Below are 21,861 nucleotides of genomic sequence, written 5' to 3' on the forward strand. Positions count from 1 at the left end.
GTTTTAGGTTTTGGGTTATTTTAAACTTTCTAATCGTAATGTAACAGCGTTTTTGTGAGCTTGTAAACCTTCTGCTCCTGCCATTTGTTCGATAGCATTACCAATGTTTTGAATTCCATCTGCTGTTATTTTTTGAAACGTCATGCTTTTTTGAAAGCTTGCTAGATTCACTCCAGAATAGGCTTTTGCATATCCGTTTGTTGGCAAGGTATGATTGGTTCCAGAGGCATAATCTCCAGCACTTTCTGGCGTATAGTTTCCTACAAATACAGAACCTGCATTTTGAATTCCGTTGGTATAGAATTCTTCATCTTGTACACAAATGATAAAGTGTTCAGGACCGTATTCGTTGATTAAATCCAGTGCAATTTGATCAGTTGAAACATAGATTAATTTGGAATTATCAATTGCTTTTGTTGCAATTTCTTTACGAGGTAATACGTCTAGTTGTTTTTGAATAGCTTTTTCCACATCTGTTAGAAAATTCTTTGAAGTTGTTACAAGAATCACTTGGCTATCTGTTCCGTGTTCTGCCTGACTTAGTAAATCAGAAGCAACAAAGTCTGCATTTGCAGATTCGTCTGCTACAACTAACAATTCACTTGGTCCAGCAGGCATGTCAATTGCTACTCCGTATTTGGTTGCTAATTGTTTTGCTACTGTTACAAATTGATTTCCTGGTCCAAAGATTTTGTATACTTTCGAAATAGTGTCTGTTCCAAAAGTCATTCCTGCAATGGCTTGAATTCCTCCTACTTTGTATATTGTGGTAATTCCACATAACTGCGCTGTGTACAATATGGCAGGATTTACCTTGCCTTCTTTGTTTGGTGGTGTACATAGAATGATTTCCTGACAACCTGCAATTGTAGCAGGAACAGCCAACATTAAAATGGTAGAGAATAATGGTGCAGTTCCACCAGGAATGTACAATCCCACTTTTTGAATGGCTCTTTTTTCTTGCCAGCAGCGTACGCCACGTGTCGTTTCTACCTCAATTACAGCAGTTTCTTGTGCTCTGTGAAATGAAGTAATATTTGCTTTCGCGATAGCGATAGCCGCTTTTAAATCTTCTGAAACATTATTGGTAGCAGCTTCTATTTCAGCTTGACTGACAACCAAATCATCCAATTTTACATTGTCAAAGAACGATGTATATTTTTTGATGGCTTTGTCGCCATTTTTTTGGACTTCGGAGAATATTTGAGAAACCGTAGCTTCAATGTGATCTACAGTTTGGGTTGGACGCTCTAAGATTTCTGTCCAAGTATTTTTTTGTGGGTTAAATATTTTGTTCATTATAGGACCATTTTTTCGATTGGACATACTAAAATTCCTTCTGCGCCATTGGCTTTGAGTTCGTCTATGACTTCCCAAAAATCTTCTTTTTTGACAACTGAGTGTAGTGAACTCCAGCCTTCTTCGGCTAGTGGAAGTATTGTGGGACTTTTTAAGACTGGTAATATTTTGCTAATCGCTTCTATTTTATCGTTTGGTGCGTTGAGAAGGATGTATTTTGAAGTGCGTGCTGTGAGTACTGACTGAATTCGGAATCGAAGTTTTTGAAGTAATTGTTTGCATTCTTCGTCTATTTTAGGTGAAACTGCTAACACGGCTTCACTTTTTAACATAACTTCAACTTCTTTGAGATTATTTTTGAAGAGTGTACTTCCGCTAGAAACGATATCACAAATAGCATCGGCAAGTCCTATGTTTGGGGCAATTTCTACAGAGCCATTGATAATGTGTAATTCTGCATTGACACCTTTTTCATTAAGATACGCTTTTACAGTTTCCGGATATGAAGTCGCAATACGTTTGCCTTCGAAGTCTTTTATAGAATTGTATGTTTCTCCTTTTGGAATGGCGAGTGAGACTTTACATTTGGAAAAACCTAGCTTTTCCGCGATGGTAATATTTTGTCCTTTTTCTACGAGCACATTTTCTCCGATGATCGCAATATCTACAACGCCATCACGCAAATATTGTGGAATATCTCCATTTCTGAGATAGAAGACTTCTAAAGGAAAGTTACGAGCTGCTGCTTTAAGTTGATCCTTACCGTTGTCTATAGAAATTCCGCAATCTTTTAAGATTTTGAGTGAATCTTCGTTGAGTCGTCCCGATTTTTGAATGGCAATTTTTAGCTTTTTCATTTTTACATTTTAAGTTTAAGCACAAAAATTGGGTACAAAAAAACCCGTTTGATGTGCTCAAACGGGTTTTTAATATATTTTTAATTACTTCAATACATTATCAGCTCGCTTGAGGGCAAGTATGAGAATGATGATGATGTAATTGTGTATAAGACATGTTTATTTATCCTTTGATGCAAAAGTAATTAATATTTTTGATTGCCTCCAAATCTTTTTTTAAATTATTTTTTTGCATTTTATCAAAAAAATGCAATCAAATTAGATTTTTTTGATGGTTATAATTGTGATATAAAAAATGAATTCCTAATTTTAGATATTAATAGTCAGCCCACCTATGAAACATTTTTTGATTGCCTTTGTACTTTTTTGTACATGGCTTTATTTCGGTATTCGTTATTACGAATGCAACGTAAAGAATCTGTGCGCAGAAACCAAAGTATCCGTAGTAGTCGATACTATTAAGGTTATCAAAGAAGTTCCTGCAAAAAAAGCACTTACTTTTTTACCATTTACTATTGTTAAAAATGATGCAAAAGTTTCATTAATCGATTCTGTTTCAAATCCGTTACAATCATTTTTTGATTATTTAAACGCCAATCAACAAGAAGAATTAGTCATTACCTCTTTCTTTAGTAAAGCTGAAGATGGAGCTATAGCACTTTCTAGAAATGAAGTTGTTAAGAAGAAATTAGCAGATTTCGGAATTAATACAGAACGTGTAGTGATGCAGACAAAGCAAGAGGATATTACTTTTACAGATAACAATCAATTCAACAAAGGATTTGCATACGAGTACCAAAAGATGACAGAAGAGCGTGTAAAAGTAATTGATAAAGGAATTTCTTCTAAGATTTTATACGCTGGTTTTGGCTCCAAAACATTTAAGCCTGATAATACGCTCAATGCTTATACTATGGAACTGAAGAACTATTTATTCAAACATCCTACAAAAAAAGTAGAAATTATTGGTCACACCGACAGTAATGGTGATGCAGAAGCAAATATGTGGTTTGGAAAAGAACGCGCTAAAAGTGTGATGCAATATTTTGTATCGCAAGGAATTAACGCCGATAAATTGACCATTTCATCTAAAGGAGAAACGGAGCCAATAGCGCCAAACAACACTTTAGAAGGACAACGACTAAACAGACGTATTGAAATAAACATTTCAGACGATTGATAATAAATAAACTTATAAAACCAAACTATAACTAACCCACACAACTAATTGATTTTATGCCACTCTTACTTTTAGAAAGCCTTACTCCTGTTTCTGGTTGGGAATATTTTATAGTATTTCTGATTGGATTTGGTTGTTTTTTAATTGGCTGGATTTTTGGAAAACGCAGCTGCAAACGAAAATATGAAAAATTGCTTGCTGCTGAAAAGTCAAAGAAAAAAGACGAATTTATTAATACAAACTACACGCCTTCCAGAGGTGTACGCGCTGTAAAAACACGTGAACGTTCAGGAAGAGCGGTAGATTCCAAAGATTCTGACACCACCGAAACTGAAACAGAAGCAGAAACTGTAGATACCGAAAATTCTCCTTTAAACTTTGATAGTTTTGGTGTTGCGGATGCTTCAGAAAAAGATGATTTGAAACGTATTAAAGGAGTTGGTCCTTATATTGAACAGAAGCTAAACACGATCGGAATATACACCTTTGATCAGATTAGCAAGTTTACTGCAGAAGATATGCAAACTGTTACGGAATTGATTTCATTTTTCCCAGGACGTATTGAACGTGACGATTGGAAAGGTCAGGCTGCCATTTTAAAGAAAAGTACCACCACTGATTTTAGTAAACGATTGGGCTCAGAAAAATAGATTTCGATTCTATTCAAAAAGAAAATTATGTTTTTAGACTTGCTAAGATTAAAAACTAAAAATAATAGGTTGGCTAAATGAGTGATAGCTTTCCTCCCTACCTAAAATTACTCAGAATAAAAAAAGGGAAACTTTAAGCCAGTTTCCCTTTTTCTTTATTATATGTTTCGAATTATTGATTTCCTAAAATTAGCGGCAAACCACTTTCTCCTGAACCAACTACAATTACTTTACTATTTTGTGACTCAGATAGTTTTAACGTAGCATCAATCCCTTTTTCTTGTAAAATTTTGTCTGTTAACGACGCACTTAAGATTTTGTTAGCAGCCGCTTTACCTTCTGCTTCTACTCGTTGTCTTTCCGCTTCTTTTTCAGCAGTTTGTAATAAATACTTATACTTTTCTAATTCTTGCTCTTTGGTTTTCTTATCTTCAATTGCAGCTGTAATTTTTGCTGGTAATTCAATTTTTTCAACTAATACTTTAATTAAATCAACATACACCAGTGATAAATCTTTCTTCGTTTGTTCTTCAATTTCTTTTTGAATTGAATTCTTTTTAGAGGAATATAATTCTTCTGCAGTATATTGTCCAATAATACTACGTGCTACAGAACTCACTGCTGGTTTTACCTTTGTAGTATAGTAGTCTAAACCAACCGTTTTATGCAATTTTCCTAAGTTAGGTTTGTTCGGTTTGAACTGAATTGTTAAATCTACTTCAATAGGTAATCCATCTACAGATAATAATTCGTCTAACTTTTCTTTAACCGACTGATCTCTTAAATCATATTTAGTCATAGTATTCCAAGGTGCTACTACATGAAAGCCTTCATCATAAAAGTTTTCAACATCCACACCACCAGAAAATTGTCTATACAAAACGCCTCCTTCTCCTGAGTTTATGGTTACTGCCGATTTTGCAATTAATACAATTACTACGATTACAATGATTAGTATTGGTATTCCAATTTTAGGTAATTTATCCATTTTTTTTGTTTTTGATTATTTTTTAGTAATTATTTTTCTGTTTGTTAATTCTACAATCAATACATAAAGGTTATAGATTGATTTTACTTTGTTAAAAATTATTAATATGTGTATTTGAATTATGGTTTGTTACAAGCATTTCTAAATATTTTTGAAACACACAATTAAATTAAACCGTAATATTTCCTTAAAAACCATTCTAATGCAAGGAATACTGCGATGAAGGCAAGTAGATATTTCCAGTCTATCAAAGATACGACCTTTTCATTACTTTTTTCAATTGTTTTGAAACGTTGGTCGTTTACAAGCTCTGATATAATGTTTTGTGAATTGTCATTAATGTGAAATGCTTTTCCGCTTGTTGTAGTTGCGATGGACTGTAAACGTTGTTTGTCGGCATTTAAGAATTGTTTTTCTATATCGAATTCTAAGATTTTGAAACTTCCCGATTTGCTAATGTTTTTACCTTCCGCTCTTACAGTGAAGTCATATGATGCAGGTGGTAGATTGTTTAAATCAACTGTATAGAAACCTTCGCTAGATAATAGCGGATACGTTGTAGTTTCTTCTGTGTCTTTATTTTTGATGATTGCTGTTAGATTCGCGTTAGCATCAAACTCATATGAAGGGTTGAAATATTGTGCTGTGAGTTGAATTTCACGATTTCCATAATAGAACGATTCATAGCCTACCGTTAAGCGTTCTCGTTTTTTGTTAGAAGCTAAATACTGCGCCAATTTACCAAGAAACGTATCAAATTCTATAAAGTTTTCCTGTGCCAAGAAACTGTTTGCACGCCATTTCCAAATATTTTCTCCAGCGAGTATCGCAGCTCGTTTGTTGTCATCTGTATACGTTGCAAGCAAGGCTGAATTTGTAGAAACACCTGAAATTACTTGTGTTAGAATGATTTCATGAGCAACATTAAACTCTATTTCTCCAAAAGCGTTTTCTAATGGTGGATAGTCTGAAAAGTCAATGTTTTCAATTAAAAAGTTGGTGTAATTTGCATTTAACTGTCCTTGAACTTCTTCTGTTTCTTGTAAATCATCTTTACGAAAACTTGTTTGTATGTCATTTAAAAAGTTCCAATCTGTTTGTGTTCCTGTGACTGTGAGTGTATTTTTTTCTAAACGCTTTATATTTTGATATACTTCTTGAAATTTACGATTGGGCTGGTATAAAATAACCAATTGATATTCATTGAGCACACTGTTTGCTTCATTTGGTTTTAAGATATCAACACCACGCAATTCATTACTTTCCAAGTCTTTCTTAAGAGCACCTAAATCAGGGTGAACTATATCAGAAATTAAAGCAATTTTCACTTTTTGATCAATGACTTCTACTGCAAAATAACGCGAATTGTTTTGCTTATTTTTTTCAGTATCTAAAGGTGTTAAAGTAGCTCGTAATGTTTGTACACCAATATTTGTGGCAGAAACATTCAAATTTACTACTTTAGAATTGTCTGTTGGAGAGAATGTTAATGCTTGACTCGCCAAAGGTTTTCCGTTGGTTGTGAGTACTAAGTTTGTTTGAATCGTTTCGTTTCCTGTATAAGTTGCAATGACTTCTACTGGAAATTTATTTTTTAAATACGCGTATTTATTGGCGTTTAGCTGATCAATTTTCAAATCGACGTATTTCGTAGTATCGCCAGCAATAAGGGGGAAAATTGGTTGTTTTATCTTTGAAGACAGAAACTGATAATCATTTCCATAAGTTTGGTTTCCATCAGTAATTAGAACTGTAGGCGCAATTGCATCTTTGTAAAGTTTATTGATATCTTTTAGCGCTTTGCTTATATTTGTTTGAGATCCATTGAAATTAACAGTGTCGTTTTCTTGAAGTTCTTTTGAAAAGATATATGTGTCAATTTCAAATTTATCTTGTAGTTCTTTTGAGTTTTTTAATTCACCTAGGACATTCGTTACTTTTTCATCATACCCTAATTCGGCTAAAGAAGAAGAATTATCAACAGCAATCGTCAGTACTGGTTTTTCTGTGAAATAGCTTTTTTGTTTAAATTTTGGATTGATTAGTAAGAGTAATAAAGCAAATACACTTAAAAATCTCAAAAACGAAAAAAGCACTAATTTTTTAGTACGTTTTTTCGTCTTGTAATAATAATGAAATATCGCAACAAGTGCTGATATTATAGCTGCTATACAAATGTATACGATTGTTGTCGTTTGCAATAGTTATTTTGTTTTTATAATTTCAAAAGAATTCAAGAAACGTTGAATACTAGCATTTTCATCTTTATTGGTTAGGCAAATTACTTGCGTAATAAACATTGAATTTTCAACTAAATATGCGTTTATGTATATGAAACCTCCTTGCATTTGAATTTTTATACTTCTTCCTGGATAGCCGTTGAATTTAACTTTATTGTCGAATATCAATGTACCATTTACATTTGATACTGCTCCATTCACCGCTCCTGTCAAGATTTTATTATTATATTCTGCATCTGCATTTTTAAATTGATCTTCTGGATAATCAGATCGTATCACAGAATATATAGCGTTATCATCTCCAGAATCTGGTGAATACATTACCATGTGCATATCCAATTCACCAACAGCTGTTGGAACTTTTTGCATACTTCTTTTAGGAGTTTCCGGATAATAGGCAATAAACGCTAAGTCTTCTGCTTTGTACTTCTTCCATTTTTGTGCATGTACTGCATTAATAGACAGAAAGAAAACTGCCATTACTAAAAATGCTTTTTTCATATTGTGATTATTATGGTTACGTTAACATTCCACCGTCAACGTTGAGCACTTGCCCAGTAATATACGCTGACATATCGCTTGCAAGAAAAACACATGTATTAGCTACATCTTCAGGTGTTCCTCCTCTTTTTAAAGGAATTGCCTCTCTCCATCCTTTCACAACATCTTCTGGCAATTTCCCTGTCATTTCTGTTTCTATGAAACCTGGAGCGATGACATTGCTACGGATATTTCTAGAACCTAATTCTAAAGCTACAGATTTAGAGAATCCTATGATTCCGGCTTTAGAAGCTGCATAATTTGTTTGTCCAGCATTTCCTTTTACACCCACAACAGAACTCATATTAATGATGGAACCTTTACGCTGTTTTAACATTGTACGTTGTACAGCTTTGGTCATATTGAAGACTGATTTTAAGTTTACTTCAATAACTTTATCAAAATCTTCTTCAGAAATACGCATTAATAGATTGTCTTTTGTAATTCCTGCATTATTGATTAGCACATCAATCGAGCCAAACTCTTTTAATACTTCGGCAGCCAAGTCTTGTGCTTGTTGAAAATCTGCTGCATTACTTTGATATCCTTTGGCTTTGATGCCTAATCCGTTTAATTCTTTTTCTAATTCGTTGGCAGCTTCTACAGATGAACTGTATGTGAATGCAACATTTGCTCCATGTGCTGCGAATACTTGCGCTATTCCTTTTCCTATTCCTCTACTCGCGCCTGTGATGATGGCTGTTTTGCCTTCTAGTAATTTCATACGTGTTAATGGTTGGGTTTATTTAGTCAAATATAGTTAGAATAGTTAGGTTTGCAATAGTTAGTTTTAGGATTATTCAGAAAATAACCATTAAGGATTCTATTCTAATATATTCCTAGGTAATAATTTATAAATTTATCAAAAAAAGGAACAAGTTTTATTAATTTTATGAAAATTATATGATTCAAAGTGTAACATTTTTTGTGAATTATCGTCATATGGGAATATCATACAAAAAACACAATCATGAGAAAACTAATGCTTTTTTCTTTGGTAATGCTTTTTATAGCATGTAAAGAAGAACCAAAACAAAAAAACGAACTTGCAGAAATGAAACCTGCTCCGAAAATTTCAGTTGAAGATTTTTTTAAAAACTCAGAAAAGACATCTTTTCGTTTGTCTCCAAATGGTGAATATTTATCATATTTAGCTCCTTATAAGGATAGAATGAATATTCATGTGCAAAAAATCGGCAGTGAAGAAGTTACCAGAGTTACTGGCGTAGAAGACCGTGATCTTTCAGGATATTTCTGGGCAAGTGATGATCGTCTTGTATACACAAGAGATAAAGGAGGAAATGAAAACTTCCATCTTTTTGCTGTAAACAAAGACGGAAGTAACGAAAAAGATTTAACACCTTTTGACGGTGTACGTTCACAAATTATTGATGCGCTGGAAGATAATCAAGAAGAGATGATTATTGGATTGAACAAGAGAATTCCACAAGTGTATGACCCATATCGCTTGAATATTAATACAGGTGAGATGAAAATTCTTTATGAAAACCCAGGGAATATAACTGGATGGGGAACAGATCACGATGGTAAATTACGTTTAGCATATATGACGAATGGTGTTGACAATACTATTTTGTACAGACCAACAGAAAACGATGATTTCAAAGAAGTAATTACTACTAATTTTAAGCAAACTTTAGCACCTCAGTATTTTGATTTTGACAATGGTGATATTGTATACGCTTCTTCAAACTTAGGAAGAGATAAAACGGCTATTGTAAAGTACGATTTAAAAGAAAATAAAGAAGTTGAAGAAATTTTTGTAGATACAGAAGTTGACGTAGATGGAATGTCGTATTCATCAAAAAGAAAAGTACCTACTTATATTAGTTATACTAGAGCAAAACTAAATAGAAAGTTTTTAGACAAAGACACTGAGAATCTTTTTAAAATGCTAGAGGAAAAATTGGGTGCAGATAACGAATATTACATTACTTCAAGTAATAAAGACGAAGACAAGTTACTAATTTATACTGGAAATGATAAAACGAGAGGTGCCTATTATTTTTATGATGTTCAAAAAGATAACTTAAAGCACCTAGCAGATTTAAGTCCTTGGATCAATTCTGATCATATGGCAAATATGAAACCGATCTCCTACACTTCTAGAGATGGAATAACTATCAATGGTTATTTAACATTGCCAATTGGTGTGAAAGCTGAAAACTTACCTGTTGTGGTAAATCCACACGGAGGTCCATGGGCTCGTGACAGTTGGGGATTCAACCCTGAAGTACAGCTTTTGGCAAATAGAGGTTTTGCTGTATTACAAATGAATTTTCGAGGTTCTACAGGATATGGAAAGAAATTCATGGAAAGTTCTTTCAAGAAATGGGGACAGGAAATGCAAAATGATATTACAGATGGTGTACAATGGTTGATTCAAAAAGGGATTGCTAACAAAGATCGTATTGCAATTTACGGTGCAAGTTACGGTGGTTACGCTACTTTAGCTGGAATTACAAATACACCTGATTTATATGCAGCTGCTGTTGACTATGTTGGTGTTTCTAACTTATTCACGTTTATGGAAACAATTCCTCCATATTGGGAACCATACAAGAAAATGTTATATGAAATGGTTGGAGATCCTAATACAAAAGATAGTATTATGATGAAGGCTAACAGTCCTGTTTTCCATGTTGATAAGATTAAAGCTGCTTTGTTTGTAGCTCAAGGAGCTAACGACCCACGTGTGGTACAAGCTGAATCTGATCAAATGGTAGAAGCTTTACGTAAAAATGGAGTGACTGTGGAATACATGTTAAAAGAAAATGAAGGGCACGGATTTAGAAATCAAGAAAATCGATTTGACTTTTACAATTCTATGATCACGTTCTTAAATGAAAATATGAGAACGAAAGTAAAAGGATAATCATTATTGTTAGTTTACAACTATACAAAAAGCGCTTCCAAATGGAGGCGCTTTTTTATTGACTCAGTTTATGTGAAGTTCAAAATATTATTGCTTGATTTTCTTTACTTTCTCATAATTGAACAAATAATCAACATCCATTTCTTGCAATTTTCCAAGTTTAGATAATGCTTCCATATCAATGTCTTTTTTGTTTCCAATAACCACCACACTATATTTTTGCCCTTTAATGTTTTGATCAAAGAAAGCTTTTAAGTCTGCTAAAGTCATTTGTTCAATAGCTTTGTATACTTCCTCTCTATGATCGTTATCGATTCCTAGTTTTTGCAGACGCTCATACGTCCAGAAAACGTTTGATTTTGTAATACGTTGTGCTGCAATTTTTTTCAATGTAGCTTCTTTTGCTGCTTGAAATTGCGCTTCTGATTCTGGCATATCATTCATTAAGCCCATCATAGCATCGACAGCTTGTGGCATTTTATTTGCCTGCGTTCCTATATATGCTGTTACATAGTTAGGATCTCCTTTTTCTCTAGCTTGACTGTAAAAAGAATATGCCGAATATGCTAGTGATTTTGATTCACGAATTTCTTGAAATACAATAGATGATAAACCAGCACCAAAATAAGTGTTAAATAATCGTGATGCTGCCATGTTTTCAGGACTGAATGGATTTCCTTTTGCTAAGAACATCATTTCAGCTTGTACCATATCGTAATCAACAAAATATACGTTTCCTCCAGTTTCTTGCTCTACATATTCTGTTGCTTCTGGATATGATTTTAGCTCATCAGAAACGTTGTGGTATTGATTTAAAGCTGCAATTGCTGGCCCTACATCTTTACCATAGTAGAAAATACGTTGTTTGTAATTCTTTAAGTTTTTGACGATATCTACCAATTCTTGAGGATTCATGTCTAACAATTCACTTCTACTGTAAATATTACGTAAACGTGAGTTTTCACCATATTTTGCATAATTCATCAATCCGCGTTGTAAGATGGTTCCTTTACGAACTTTATTGTCTTGTCTTGTTTTTAAGATTTGATCAACATATTTTTCATACGCATCCTGATTTGGCACAGCATTACTCCATAAATGTTCTAACAATTCTAGTCCTTTAGGTAGATTTTCTTTTAATCCATCTAAACCAAAATACGATTTGTCAGCTCCTGTGCTTACATAGTAATTAATGCCAAGTTTGTAGAATTCTTTCTTTAGTTCTTCAGCAGAATACTTATTAGTTCCTAAATATTCCATGTATCCAATTCCTAAACCAAGTTTTTTGTCATTATCAGCTCCCATGTCAAAAATGATGTTTAAATCAAAAAGATCATTTTGCTCATTTTCAATATAGGAAACCTTAATTCCGTTTGTGAGTTGTGTTTCTTTGATTGCAGATTTAAAGTCAACATATTTCGGTTGTAGTGGCATTGCTTCCTTGGCTTTAAACTCCTTTATAAACTTAGAGCTTTTACCACGATTTAAATTCACAGGTGTAATTCCTGGGTTTTCTACTTTTACAATCGAATTATCTTCTCCTTTACGTTTGTAAGCTACTACGTAATTGTCTTTGTAAAATTTATTTGCAAAATCAACAAGTTCTTGTTTTGTAATTTTTCTAAGTTCCTCTAAAAACTGTACTCTTTTAGCCCAATCTTCTTGATGAATAAAGGCATCAACATAAGCGTTTGCTACAGCAGTACTGCTTTCATATCCTTGGGTTTGCCCTAATTTTAAATCATTTATAACTGCATCAATCATCCATTCATCAAACTCGCCTTTTTTCAATTTTTCAATTTGAGCTAGTAATAAGTCTTTTACTTCGTCTAAACTTTGCCCTGCTTTTGGATATCCTGTAAATGAATGGTATCCATAATCAATAAGGAATGTTGTAGAGCAACCTGCATATTGTACTGCTTGTTTTTGATTTAAGTTTAAATCGATTAAACCAGCATTCCCATTCGCCAAAATCATATCGGCTAATGTCACTAGTTTTTCATCTTCGGAATTGATTCCTCCAGAACGATACGAAATTGAAATATTTTCAGCAGTTGGTCCAAAAACTTCTTTAGAAACAGGAGTTGTTATTGGATCTTCCTTAGGTAAAGTTGGATGTGTTACTTCCTTCTTTTCTAATTTACCAAACGTATTAGCTACTTTTTGAATAGTTTCTTCAAAGTTAATATCTCCTACTAAAATTACCGCCATATTGTTAGGTACATAATATTTATCAAAGTAATTATGAATAGCAACCATTGAAGGGTTTTTTAAGTGTTCTCCTGTACCAATAGTTGTTTGTTGTCCATAAGGATGCTTCGGAAATAAACCTTCTAATTTTGCAAAATACGCTTTCCATCCATCATTATCTTGTCCTCTATTAAACTCTTCAAATACCGCTTCTAACTCTGTGTGAAATAAACGCAGTACTAATTGACTAAAACGCTCACTTTCTAAATCTAGCCACTTATCTAATTCGTTAGAAGGAATTTTATTTGTGTATACTGTACGTTCAAAAGAAGTATACGCATTTGTTCCAGTTGCTCCTAATGACGTTGTCATTTTATCATATTCATTTGCGATGCTATAGTTAGAAGCAAGCAAGGAAACACTATCAATTTTTCTGTAAAGCGCTTTTTTCTTTTCAGGATCACTTTCAGCTCTGTGTTGCTCGTATAAGTCTGAAATTTTAGCCAATTCTACTTTTTCCTTTTCCCAGTCTAGCGTTCCGATTTCATCAGTTCCCTTAAACACCATGTGCTCTAAGTAGTGTGCTAATCCTGTAGATTCTTTTGGATCGTAATTAGAACCTGCGCGAACCGCAATATAAGTTTGTATTTTAGGTTCTTCCGTGTTTTTACTCAAATATACTTTTAGTCCATTATCTAAAGTATACAATCGTAATCCTGTTGGATCGTTTGATACAGTTTCATACGAGAAACCGTTCGCATCTTTTTTCTGAACAGCTTCAACAGCATCGTTCGTTTTTTTTCAGCTAAAAATTGTAAGTGTGCATGCAATTAATAGCAGAAGATTGATTTTTTTCATTCTTTTTCAATTAATTAGTAACATAGAAACGTTAAATAGTATTTTATCATGTAACGTACGACAATATATTACTTTTTCGAGTATAATTGCCTATATCTACATCATGGATCATATATTTTTTATATTGGTATTTAATCAAAATAAACTTTAACAATGTTTCACTACTTTTTTTAGAGAGATATCAGTGTTCAAAACTAAAAAAGTGGACCGAAGTCCACTTTTCCACTTTTTTTCATGATTGCTATGTGATTAGCAAATACTTACTGGCTGACATGAGATACTTGGAGGTTAATCAAGTAGCTACTTTGATTGCAACCAATTTGCAAGTTTGTCAAATTTCTTTTTTCATGGTTAACAAACTTTATACTTTAAAAGTACATATCAAAATAATAAATTAAAAGAAATCATACTCTAAATTCATAAATTGCAAGATGTATAAATACACCTCAAAAATCTTATAATCAGTAATTTACATTCAAAAAGCATCTTATTTTCAATTTACAATAGTACCTTAATATTATTTTCTAAAAAGAGCACTTTTTTATCTTTTCCAAGTAATAAATGTTATGTGATTAGGTATTCATTTTTGAGAATAACACACTTCCCCATTTTAAATAATTTAGGTATGAACTAGGCTTTCTAGCTATGATTTCCCAACATTTATGAGATGCCTTTAAGCATGTTCAATTATTAAAACTCATTATTATGTTAGAAAATTTAAAGAGTATCAAATCAAAAATTTAGAAGTGATTACAGGAGGTGAACATCTTGCTCAGGATCCAAAATGTTATGATATGGATTAGAAATATTTATCAACCTTTTAAAAATAAAAACTATGTTAGAAAATTTGGAAAAGTATCAAATAGAGCATCAAGAAAGTATTATTGGAGAACATATTAATCCTGATAATCTAGCATGTATTATAGACATCGTAAATTAATTCTAAAGAAAAAGCGCATTACCATTTGATAATGCGCTTTTATATATTTTTAACAGGTTAGTTTATCCTAACACTTCTGCTACTTTTTTACCAATCTCAGCTGGTGAATCCACTACATGAATTCCACACTCGCGCATGATTCTTTTCTTTGCTTCTGCAGTATCATCTGCTCCACCTACGATTGCTCCAGCATGTCCCATGGTTCTACCTTTTGGTGCAGTTTCTCCAGCAATAAAACCAACTACAGGTTTGTTACTTCCGCTTTCTTTGTACCACTTAGCAGCATCAGCTTCTAATTGTCCACCAATTTCCCCAATCATTACTACACATGCAGTTTCATCATCATTGATTAATAACTCAACAGCTTCTTTTGTTGTAGTTCCGATGATTGGATCTCCCCCAATTCCTATAGCCGTTGTAATTCCTAATCCTTGTTTTACTACTTGATCGGCAGCTTCATAAGTTAAGGTTCCTGATTTAGAAACGATTCCTACTTTACCTTCTTTAAAAACAAATCCTGGCATGATACCGACTTTAGCTTCTCCTGGCGTAATTACACCTGGACAGTTAGGACCTACTAAACGACAGTCTTTATTTTCAATATATGCAGCAACTTTTGTCATATCTGCTACAGGAATTCCTTCTGTAATAGTGATGATTACCTTTATTCCTGCATCGACAGCTTCCATAATTGCATCGGCAGCAAATGCTGGCGGCACAAAGATGATTGTAGTATCGGCAGCTACTTTTTCAACAGCTTCAGCAACTGTATTAAAAACTGGTTTGTCTAAGTGTGTTTGTCCACCTTTTCCTGGAGTTACACCACCAACTACGTTAGTTCCGTACTCAATCATTTGACCTGCATGAAATGTTCCTTCACTTCCTGTAAATCCTTGAACAATTATTTTTGAATCTTTGTTTACTAAAACGCTCATTTGATATTTGTTTTTTGGCTGAACAAAAATAGTTTTTTCTAAAGTATTTGTAAAGTATTTTTTGAGATTTATCTTGAAATATTTTACATACTTTTTAAAGCTATTATTCTTCTAAATTTTCTATTCGTTTTATCAATTCTGGAATTTGACGAATTGATGCAATTTCTTTGTATTTTTTTCTAAAATCATCCGCAGGTGTTCCAAAGTAACTTTTTCCTGCGTCTAGACTTTTACTTACGCCTGATTGTGCTGAAATAACTGACTTTGCTCCTATAGTGATTCCACTTGTAATTCCTACTTGTCCCCAAATAGTAACTTCGTCTTCAATAACTACACAACCAGCAATTCCTGTTTGTGATGCGATCAAACATTTCTTTCCAATCACAGTATCATGCCCAACATGTACTTGATTATCAATTTTGGTTCCTTTTTTAATGGTTGTATCTCCTGTAACACCTTTATCAATTGTGCATAAAGATCCTAAATCAACATTGTCTTCTAATACAACACGTCCACCAGATTTTAGTTTATCAAATCCTTCAGGGCGTTTTTTGTAATAAAAAGCATCTGCACCCAAAACCGTTCCTGAATGAATGGTTACATTATTTCCTATTACAGCATTGTCATAGATTGCAACATTTGCATGAATCATACAATCATTTCCAATAGTTACATTGTTTCCAATAAAACAGTTCGGTTGAATTACAGTACGTTCTCCAATAGTTGCAGATGGTGAAATTGACGCGGAAGCACTAACAAAAGGTCTAAAGTGATCTGTAAGCGTATTAAAATCTCTGAAAGGATCATCAGAAATTAATAATGCTTTGCCTTCTGGACATTCTACCTCTTTATTTATTAATACAATTGTAGCTTTTGACTCAAGGGCTTTGTCATAGTATTTTGGATGATCAACAAAGACAATATCTCCTGCTTCTACTACATGAATTTCATTCATTCCGTGTACTGGAAACGAATCGTCTCCAACATACGAAGTGTTGATGATTTCAGCTATTTCTTTAAGTGTGTGTATTCTAGGGAATTTCATCTGTGGTTTTTTAGATTTAATCAGATGGTTTTTAAAAGAAAAAAGCGCAATGTATGAAATTGCGCTTTATGATTTTTTATTCTTTTATACGTTCCATGTAGGTACCTTTTTCAGTCTCTACTTTGATTTTATCTCCTTCATTGATGAATAAAGGAACGTTTACTCTTGCTCCAGTTTCAACTGTTGCAGGTTTTGTAGCATTGGTTGCTGTGTTTCCTTTTACACCTGGTTCTGTGTGTGTTACTTCTAAAATAACACTTGCTGGCATTTCTACAGATAATGGCGCACTATCTTCAGAATTGATTAGAATCTTAACATTTTCACCTTCTTTTAATAAATCTGGCGCATCTAAAGCAGATTTTTGAAGTGTAATTTGGTTGTAATCTTGTGTATTCATGAAGTGAAACGTATCACCGTCATTGTATAAATACTGGAATGTGTGTGTTTCTACGCGAACATCGTCAATTTTATGTCCAGCAGAAAATGTATTATCAATTACCTTCCCTGTAGTTACACTTTTTAATTTAGTACGTACAAACGCAGGTCCTTTTCCTGGTTTTACGTGTAAGAATTCAACAATTTTGTAAATATCGTGGTTGTAACGAATGCACAATCCTTTGCGAATATCTGAAGTACTTGCCATGTTTTAATGTTTTAATTTGATGTAATATAACCTTTCATGATACCTCTATGCGAGTTTTTGATGAATTGTAAGATTTCATCACGCTCGGTAGTGGCTTCCATTTCTGCTTCAATAATTTCAGCAGCTTGAGTATTGTTGTAATTTTTTTGGTAGAGAATTCGGAAGATATTTTGAATCTCACGTATTTTTTCAGTGGTAAATCCGCGTCTACGCAATCCAACCGAATTGATTCCTACATACGATAATGGTTCACGTGCTGCTTTTACATACGGAGGAACATCTTTACGAACTAATGAACCACCTGTTACAAACGCATGGTTTCCAATAGAACAGAATTGGTGTACAGCTGTCATTCCCGCAAGAATTACATGATCTCCAACAGTAATGTGTCCTGCCAATGTACTATTGTTTGAAAAGATACAGTTATCACCTACAATACAATCGTGAGCAATATGGCAATACGCCATGATCAAACAATTTTTTCCAATCACCGTTTTCATACGATCTGAGGTTCCTTTGTTAATTGTAACACATTCACGAATAGTTGTGTTGTCACCTATTTCGGCTATGGTATCTTCTCCTTGATATTTTAAATCTTGTGGTGATGCAGATATTACGGCTCCGGGAAAGATGTTACAATTTTTCCCAATTCGCGCTCCTTCCATAATGGTTACGTTTGAACCGATCCAAGTTCCTTCTCCAATAATTACATTGTTATGGATGGTTGTAAACGGTTCCACAACGACATTCTTTGCTATTTTTGCACCTGGATGAACGTATGCTAAAGGTTGATTCATCTACTAGTTTTTAATTAATACTTTGAAATTGATCGTAAAATACGCTTTTTTTTTAAAGCCTTATTTTTTTACGATATCTTCTTCTTTTTTACGTGCGATTTGTGCCATTAGTTCTGCTTCTGCAACTAATTTACCGTTAGCGTAAGCATAGGCTTGCATGTGGCAAATTCCTCTACGAATTGGCGTAATTAAATCGGCTTTGAATATTAAGGTATCACCTGGAACTACTTTTTGTTTGAACTTTACTTTATCAATTTTCATAAAGAACGTTAAGTAGTTTTCAGGATCTGGAACTGTACTCAGTACTAGAATTCCTCCTGTTTGCGCCATCGCTTCAATTTGTAAAACTCCCGGCATTACTGGTGCTCCTGGGAAATGTCCGACGAAAAACGGTTCGTTCATCGTTACATTTTTCACACCTACCACATGCTTATCAGATAATTCTAAAATTTTATCAACTAATAAAAATGGTGGTCTGTGTGGTAACATTGCCATGATTTGATTGACATCCATTAAAGGCGTTTGGTGCAAATCATACGTTGGAACTTTGTTACGCTTTTCTATTTTGATGATTTTAGATAGTTTCTTTGCAAATTGCGTGTTTACATAGTGTCCAGGCTTATTTGCAATTACTTTTCCACGGATGCGTGTTCCTACCAATGCTAAGTCACCAATAACATCTAATAGTTTGTGACGTGCAGCTTCGTTTGGATGATGCAGGGTTAAGTTATCTAAAATTCCATTTGGTTTTACTGCGATATTATCTTTTCCGAATGCAACTCGAAGTTTGTCCATTGTTTCTAGAGATAATTCTTTATCAACATATACAATCGCATTGTTTAAGTCACCTCCTTTGATAAGTCCATGTTCTAATAACATTTCTAGTTCGTGTAAGAAACTAAAGGTTCTAGAACTTGCAATATCTCGTTTGAAGTCAGAAATATGTTTTAAAGTAGCATTTTGCGTCCCTAATACTTTCGTTCCGAAGTCTACCATAGTTGTTACTTGGTATTGATCGGAAGGAATGATTGTGATTTCACTACCTGTTTCTTCATCAATATAAGAAATAACATCTTTTACAATGTATTCTTCTCTTGGTTTGTCTTGTTCTACAATTCCAGCTTCTTCTAGAGCTTCCAAGAAAAATTTTGCAGAACCGTCCATAATTGGTGGTTCTGAAGCATCTAATTCTATGCTTATATTGTCAATTTCCAAACCTACTAAAGCTGCTAATACATGCTCACAAGTTTGAATTTTAACACCTCTTTTTTCTAAAACAGTTCCACGCTGTGTATTTACTACGTAGTTTGCATCTGCTTCAATTATTGGACTTCCTTCAAGATCGACTCTTACGAAAGTATATCCATGATTTTCTGGTGCAGGTTTAAAAGTTAAGGTAACTTCTTTTCCTGTGTGCAATCCAACGCCTTTTAGGGATACTTCTTTGGCGATGGTAGTTTGTTTAACAATAATTTCACTCATTGTCGTTTATTTTTTTTTCTAATTGATTGATTGTTTTTGCAAGTTTTGGTAAGTTTTTAAAGTACACATACGATTTGTTGTAATCTCCATAATTTAATGCTGGTGAACCTTGCAATGTTTCTCCATCTTTTACATTTCTACCAATTCCTGATTGTGCTTGGATGCGAACATTGTCACCAATAGTAATATGTCCAACAATTCCAACTTGTCCACCTATCATGCAGTTTTTTCCAATTTTGGTAGAACCTGCAATTCCTGTTTGCGCTGCAATTACGGTGTTTTCACCAATCTCTACATTGTGTGCAATTTGGATTTGATTGTCAAGCTTTACTCCTTTTCTAATGATTGTAGAACCTAAAGTTGCTCTATCGATCGTAGTTCCTGCACCAATATCAACATTGGCTTCTAAAATTACATTTCCAGTTTGTGGTACTTTTTGATACTCTCCTTTTTCATTTGGCGCAAAACCAAATCCGTCAGCACCAACAATCGCACCACTGTGGATTACGCAATTATCTCCAATGACTGATTCAGAATAAATTTTTGCACCTGCAAAGATAATTACATTATTGCCGATAGTTACATTATCACCAATATATGCATTTGGATACACCTTTACGTAATCTCCAATGTTAACATTATCTCCCATGTATGAAAATGCTCCAAAGTACAATTCTTCTCCAAACGTAGCTGAATCCGATATAAAAGTAGGTTGTTCTATACCTACTTTATTCATTTTTACTTTATTGTAATATTCTAAAAGCTTGGAAAATGATTTGTACGCATCTTCTACTTTAATTAATGTAGTAGACAATTCTTCTTCGGGGGTAAAATCTTTATTTACAATGGTTATAGATGCACCTGTTCTGTAAATGTACTGTGTATATTTAGGGTTTGCTAAGAAAGTTAATGAACCTTCTGTGCCTTCTTCTATCTTAGAAAGTTTAGATACTTCCGCTTCTGGATTACCTACGATATCTCCTTCTAAAATACCTGCTATTTGTGTCGCTGTAAACTTCATTGCCGCAAAAGTATAAAAAAACTCCTAAAGTTTATCTTTTGGGAAACATATATAATATTTTGTCACGGGTTTTGAGAGCGCTTTCAAGTTTAATTGATCAGAAGCTTTGACCACATCTTGAATTTTTCCAGTTTTCATTAAGATGTTTATATTCTGACTTGTGGTTTTGTATGCTTGGTTAGAAATTTCTCCAGAAAACACAAAATATGCCGATTCTTGCTTACTTATGTTATAGGTGTCCATTAGTTTCTGTGTTTCGCTTTGAAGCTTTTTATTTGGTATTTTCTTGTTTTTGATTTTTATACCGAGTAAATCGCGGTTAATAATCATTTTACAAAGATTGGAAAGCACAAAATCTTCTTCTTTCATCCACTCTTTCATAGCAGAAACTATATCATAATCATCCAATTGCGCAAATCGATCTAAGACTTCAAAATTAAAATCTTCAATAGAGATTTCATTCTGAATAAAAAACGATAACGCTGCACTTGCTTGTAAATTAACGCCTTGTGTGGTTAATTCCTTGGCTCTTTTTAATACTCTAATCAATAATTGTTCTGCAACCAAACTTGTTTTATGTAAGTATACTTGCCAATACATTAAACGTCTTGCTACTAAAAACTTTTCTACAGAATAAATTCCTTTCTCTTCTATAACCAATTCATCATCTACTACACTTAACATGGTAATAATACGCTCCGAGTTGATATTTCCTTCGGCAACTCCTGTATAAAAACTATCTCGCTTTAAATAATCAGCTCTATCCATATCAATTTGACCAGAAATTAACTGATACATAAATTTTCGAGGATAATTTCCTTTGAATATTTCAATAGCAAGCGTTAAACTTCCGTTAAATTCTTTATTCAATTGCTCCATAAGAAGCAGTGAAATTTCTTCATGATGCACATTATTTACAATGCTATGCTCCATAGCATGCGAAAAAGGTCCGTGACCAATATCATGTAATAATATAGCAACTAACAAAGCCTCTTTTACTTCTTCAGAAATCTCAACACCTTTAAAACAAAGCACTTGAATTGCTTTTTGCATAAGGTGCATACAACCTAATGCATGATGAAAACGTGTATGATGCGCGCCTGGATATACCAAATAAGACATTCCCATTTGTGAAATTCTCCTTAACCGTTGAAAATATTTATGCTCAATTAAATCAAAAATGAGCGGATTGGGAATTGTAATAAATCCGTAAATTGGGTCGTTTAAGATTTTAAGCTTATTTCTAGTATTCAATAGTCTATTTTTAGAATAAGCACAAATATAAGTACTATAAGTTCAA

17 protein-coding genes are annotated in these 21,861 nt (G+C 33.5%); 3 read left to right on the top strand and 14 right to left on the bottom strand.

Features of this window, described 5'->3' with window-relative positions; all coding sequences use genetic code 11:
• Positions 1–15 precede the first annotated feature (15 nt).
• Positions 16–1,299 (bottom strand): histidinol dehydrogenase, encoded by a 1,284-nt coding sequence (gene hisD, locus MK119_RS02785; protein WP_290670677.1) that lies wholly within the window; start codon positions 1,297–1,299, stop codon positions 16–18.
• Complete coding sequence (gene hisG, locus MK119_RS02790) at positions 1,299–2,156, bottom strand: ATP phosphoribosyltransferase (RefSeq protein ID WP_290670679.1); 858 nt, start codon at positions 2,154–2,156, stop codon at positions 1,299–1,301. The genes hisD and hisG overlap by 1 nt, the downstream gene beginning before the upstream one ends.
• A 334-nt stretch (positions 2,157–2,490) precedes the next feature.
• On the opposite strand from hisG, the gene MK119_RS02795 reads away from it, so the two are divergent.
• Together MK119_RS02795 and MK119_RS02800 are read left to right on the top strand one after the other, a co-directional pair.
• Positions 2,491–3,336 (top strand): OmpA family protein, encoded by an 846-nt coding sequence (locus MK119_RS02795; RefSeq protein ID WP_290670681.1) that lies wholly within the window; start codon positions 2,491–2,493, stop codon positions 3,334–3,336.
• A 56-nt stretch (positions 3,337–3,392) separates the two neighbouring features.
• A complete protein-coding gene (locus MK119_RS02800) occupies positions 3,393–3,986 on the top strand; it encodes a hypothetical protein (RefSeq protein WP_290670683.1) in 594 nt (197 codons plus the stop codon).
• A gap of 172 nt (positions 3,987–4,158) precedes the next feature.
• Here the strand turns inward: MK119_RS02800 and MK119_RS02805 are convergent, their stop codons facing one another.
• The 4 genes from MK119_RS02805 to fabG all read right to left on the bottom strand — a co-directional run bounded on the left by MK119_RS02805 (position 4,159) and on the right by fabG (position 8,478).
• Positions 4,159–4,974: a prohibitin family protein gene (locus MK119_RS02805; protein ID WP_290670685.1), complete on the bottom strand. Its 816-nt coding sequence runs from the start codon at positions 4,972–4,974 to the stop codon at positions 4,159–4,161.
• Between the two features lie 164 nt (positions 4,975–5,138).
• Positions 5,139–7,055 carry a VWA domain-containing protein gene (locus MK119_RS02810; RefSeq protein ID WP_290670697.1) on the bottom strand — a complete coding sequence of 639 codons (1,917 nt, stop codon included), beginning with the start codon at positions 7,053–7,055 and terminating at the stop codon, positions 5,139–5,141.
• Positions 7,056–7,178: 123 nt separating this feature from the next.
• Positions 7,179–7,715, bottom strand: coding sequence for a hypothetical protein (locus MK119_RS02815; protein ID WP_290670699.1), 537 nt, complete (start codon positions 7,713–7,715; stop codon positions 7,179–7,181).
• 16 nt (positions 7,716–7,731) lie between these two features.
• Positions 7,732–8,478: a 3-oxoacyl-[acyl-carrier-protein] reductase gene (gene fabG / locus MK119_RS02820; protein ID WP_290670701.1), complete on the bottom strand. Its 747-nt coding sequence runs from the start codon at positions 8,476–8,478 to the stop codon at positions 7,732–7,734.
• A gap of 246 nt (positions 8,479–8,724) precedes the next feature.
• On the opposite strand from fabG, the gene MK119_RS02825 reads away from it, so the two are divergent.
• Entirely contained in the window at positions 8,725–10,650 is a 1,926-nt protein-coding gene (locus MK119_RS02825) for a S9 family peptidase (RefSeq protein WP_290670703.1), read from the top strand.
• An 87-nt stretch (positions 10,651–10,737) separates the two neighbouring features.
• Here the strand turns inward: MK119_RS02825 and MK119_RS02830 are convergent, their stop codons facing one another.
• The 8 genes from MK119_RS02830 to MK119_RS02865 form a co-directional block, all read right to left on the bottom strand.
• A complete protein-coding gene (locus MK119_RS02830; protein ID WP_366512758.1) occupies positions 10,738–13,548 on the bottom strand; it encodes an insulinase family protein in 2,811 nt (936 codons plus the stop codon).
• Between the two features lie 1,152 nt (positions 13,549–14,700).
• Positions 14,701–15,573: a succinate--CoA ligase subunit alpha gene (sucD, locus tag MK119_RS02835; RefSeq protein ID WP_290670705.1), complete on the bottom strand. Its 873-nt coding sequence runs from the start codon at positions 15,571–15,573 to the stop codon at positions 14,701–14,703.
• 103 nt (positions 15,574–15,676) lie between these two features.
• Positions 15,677–16,618 carry a UDP-3-O-(3-hydroxymyristoyl)glucosamine N-acyltransferase gene (locus MK119_RS02840; protein WP_290670707.1) on the bottom strand — a complete coding sequence of 314 codons (942 nt, stop codon included), beginning with the start codon at positions 16,616–16,618 and terminating at the stop codon, positions 15,677–15,679.
• A 76-nt stretch (positions 16,619–16,694) separates the two neighbouring features.
• Entirely contained in the window at positions 16,695–17,261 is a 567-nt protein-coding gene (gene efp / locus MK119_RS02845) for an elongation factor P (RefSeq protein ID WP_290670709.1), read from the bottom strand.
• Between the two features lie 11 nt (positions 17,262–17,272).
• Positions 17,273–18,058, bottom strand: a complete 786-nt coding sequence (gene lpxA, locus MK119_RS02850) for an acyl-ACP--UDP-N-acetylglucosamine O-acyltransferase (protein ID WP_290670711.1) — start codon at positions 18,056–18,058, stop codon at positions 17,273–17,275.
• A gap of 60 nt (positions 18,059–18,118) precedes the next feature.
• Positions 18,119–19,540 carry a bifunctional UDP-3-O-[3-hydroxymyristoyl] N-acetylglucosamine deacetylase/3-hydroxyacyl-ACP dehydratase gene (locus tag MK119_RS02855; protein WP_290670713.1) on the bottom strand — a complete coding sequence of 474 codons (1,422 nt, stop codon included), beginning with the start codon at positions 19,538–19,540 and terminating at the stop codon, positions 18,119–18,121.
• A complete protein-coding gene (gene lpxD, locus MK119_RS02860) occupies positions 19,533–20,561 on the bottom strand; it encodes a UDP-3-O-(3-hydroxymyristoyl)glucosamine N-acyltransferase (RefSeq protein WP_290670715.1) in 1,029 nt (342 codons plus the stop codon). Before lpxD ends, MK119_RS02855 begins: the two co-directional genes overlap by 8 nt.
• A 24-nt stretch (positions 20,562–20,585) precedes the next feature.
• On the bottom strand, positions 20,586–21,815 hold the full coding sequence (locus MK119_RS02865; protein ID WP_290670716.1) for an HD domain-containing protein: 1,230 nt from the start codon (positions 21,813–21,815) through the stop codon (positions 20,586–20,588).
• Between the last annotated feature and the right edge of the window lie 46 nt (positions 21,816–21,861).

The organism is Kordia sp. (genome assembly GCF_022447245.1).
In the GTDB taxonomy this organism is placed as follows: domain Bacteria; phylum Bacteroidota; class Bacteroidia; order Flavobacteriales; family Flavobacteriaceae; genus Kordia.

Bases quoted from the DNA above. Each gene is read 5' to 3' on its own strand.
- hisD (WP_290670677.1), bottom strand. From the start codon at position 1,299: ATGAACAAAATATTTAACCCACAAAAAAATACTTGGACAGAAATCTTA.
- hisG (WP_290670679.1), bottom strand. From the start codon at position 2,156: ATGAAAAAGCTAAAAATTGCCATTCAAAAATCGGGACGACTCAACGAA.
- MK119_RS02795 (WP_290670681.1), top strand. From the start codon at position 2,491: ATGAAACATTTTTTGATTGCCTTTGTACTTTTTTGTACATGGCTTTAT.
- MK119_RS02800 (WP_290670683.1), top strand. From the start codon at position 3,393: ATGCCACTCTTACTTTTAGAAAGCCTTACTCCTGTTTCTGGTTGGGAA.
- MK119_RS02805 (WP_290670685.1), bottom strand. From the start codon at position 4,974: ATGGATAAATTACCTAAAATTGGAATACCAATACTAATCATTGTAATC.
- MK119_RS02815 (WP_290670699.1), bottom strand. From the start codon at position 7,715: ATGAAAAAAGCATTTTTAGTAATGGCAGTTTTCTTTCTGTCTATTAAT.
- fabG (WP_290670701.1), bottom strand. From the start codon at position 8,478: ATGAAATTACTAGAAGGCAAAACAGCCATCATCACAGGCGCGAGTAGA.
- MK119_RS02825 (WP_290670703.1), top strand. From the start codon at position 8,725: ATGAGAAAACTAATGCTTTTTTCTTTGGTAATGCTTTTTATAGCATGT.
- sucD (WP_290670705.1), bottom strand. From the start codon at position 15,573: ATGAGCGTTTTAGTAAACAAAGATTCAAAAATAATTGTTCAAGGATTT.
- MK119_RS02840 (WP_290670707.1), bottom strand. From the start codon at position 16,618: ATGAAATTCCCTAGAATACACACACTTAAAGAAATAGCTGAAATCATC.
- efp (WP_290670709.1), bottom strand. From the start codon at position 17,261: ATGGCAAGTACTTCAGATATTCGCAAAGGATTGTGCATTCGTTACAAC.
- lpxA (WP_290670711.1), bottom strand. From the start codon at position 18,058: ATGAATCAACCTTTAGCATACGTTCATCCAGGTGCAAAAATAGCAAAG.
- MK119_RS02855 (WP_290670713.1), bottom strand. From the start codon at position 19,540: ATGAGTGAAATTATTGTTAAACAAACTACCATCGCCAAAGAAGTATCC.
- lpxD (WP_290670715.1), bottom strand. From the start codon at position 20,561: ATGAAGTTTACAGCGACACAAATAGCAGGTATTTTAGAAGGAGATATC.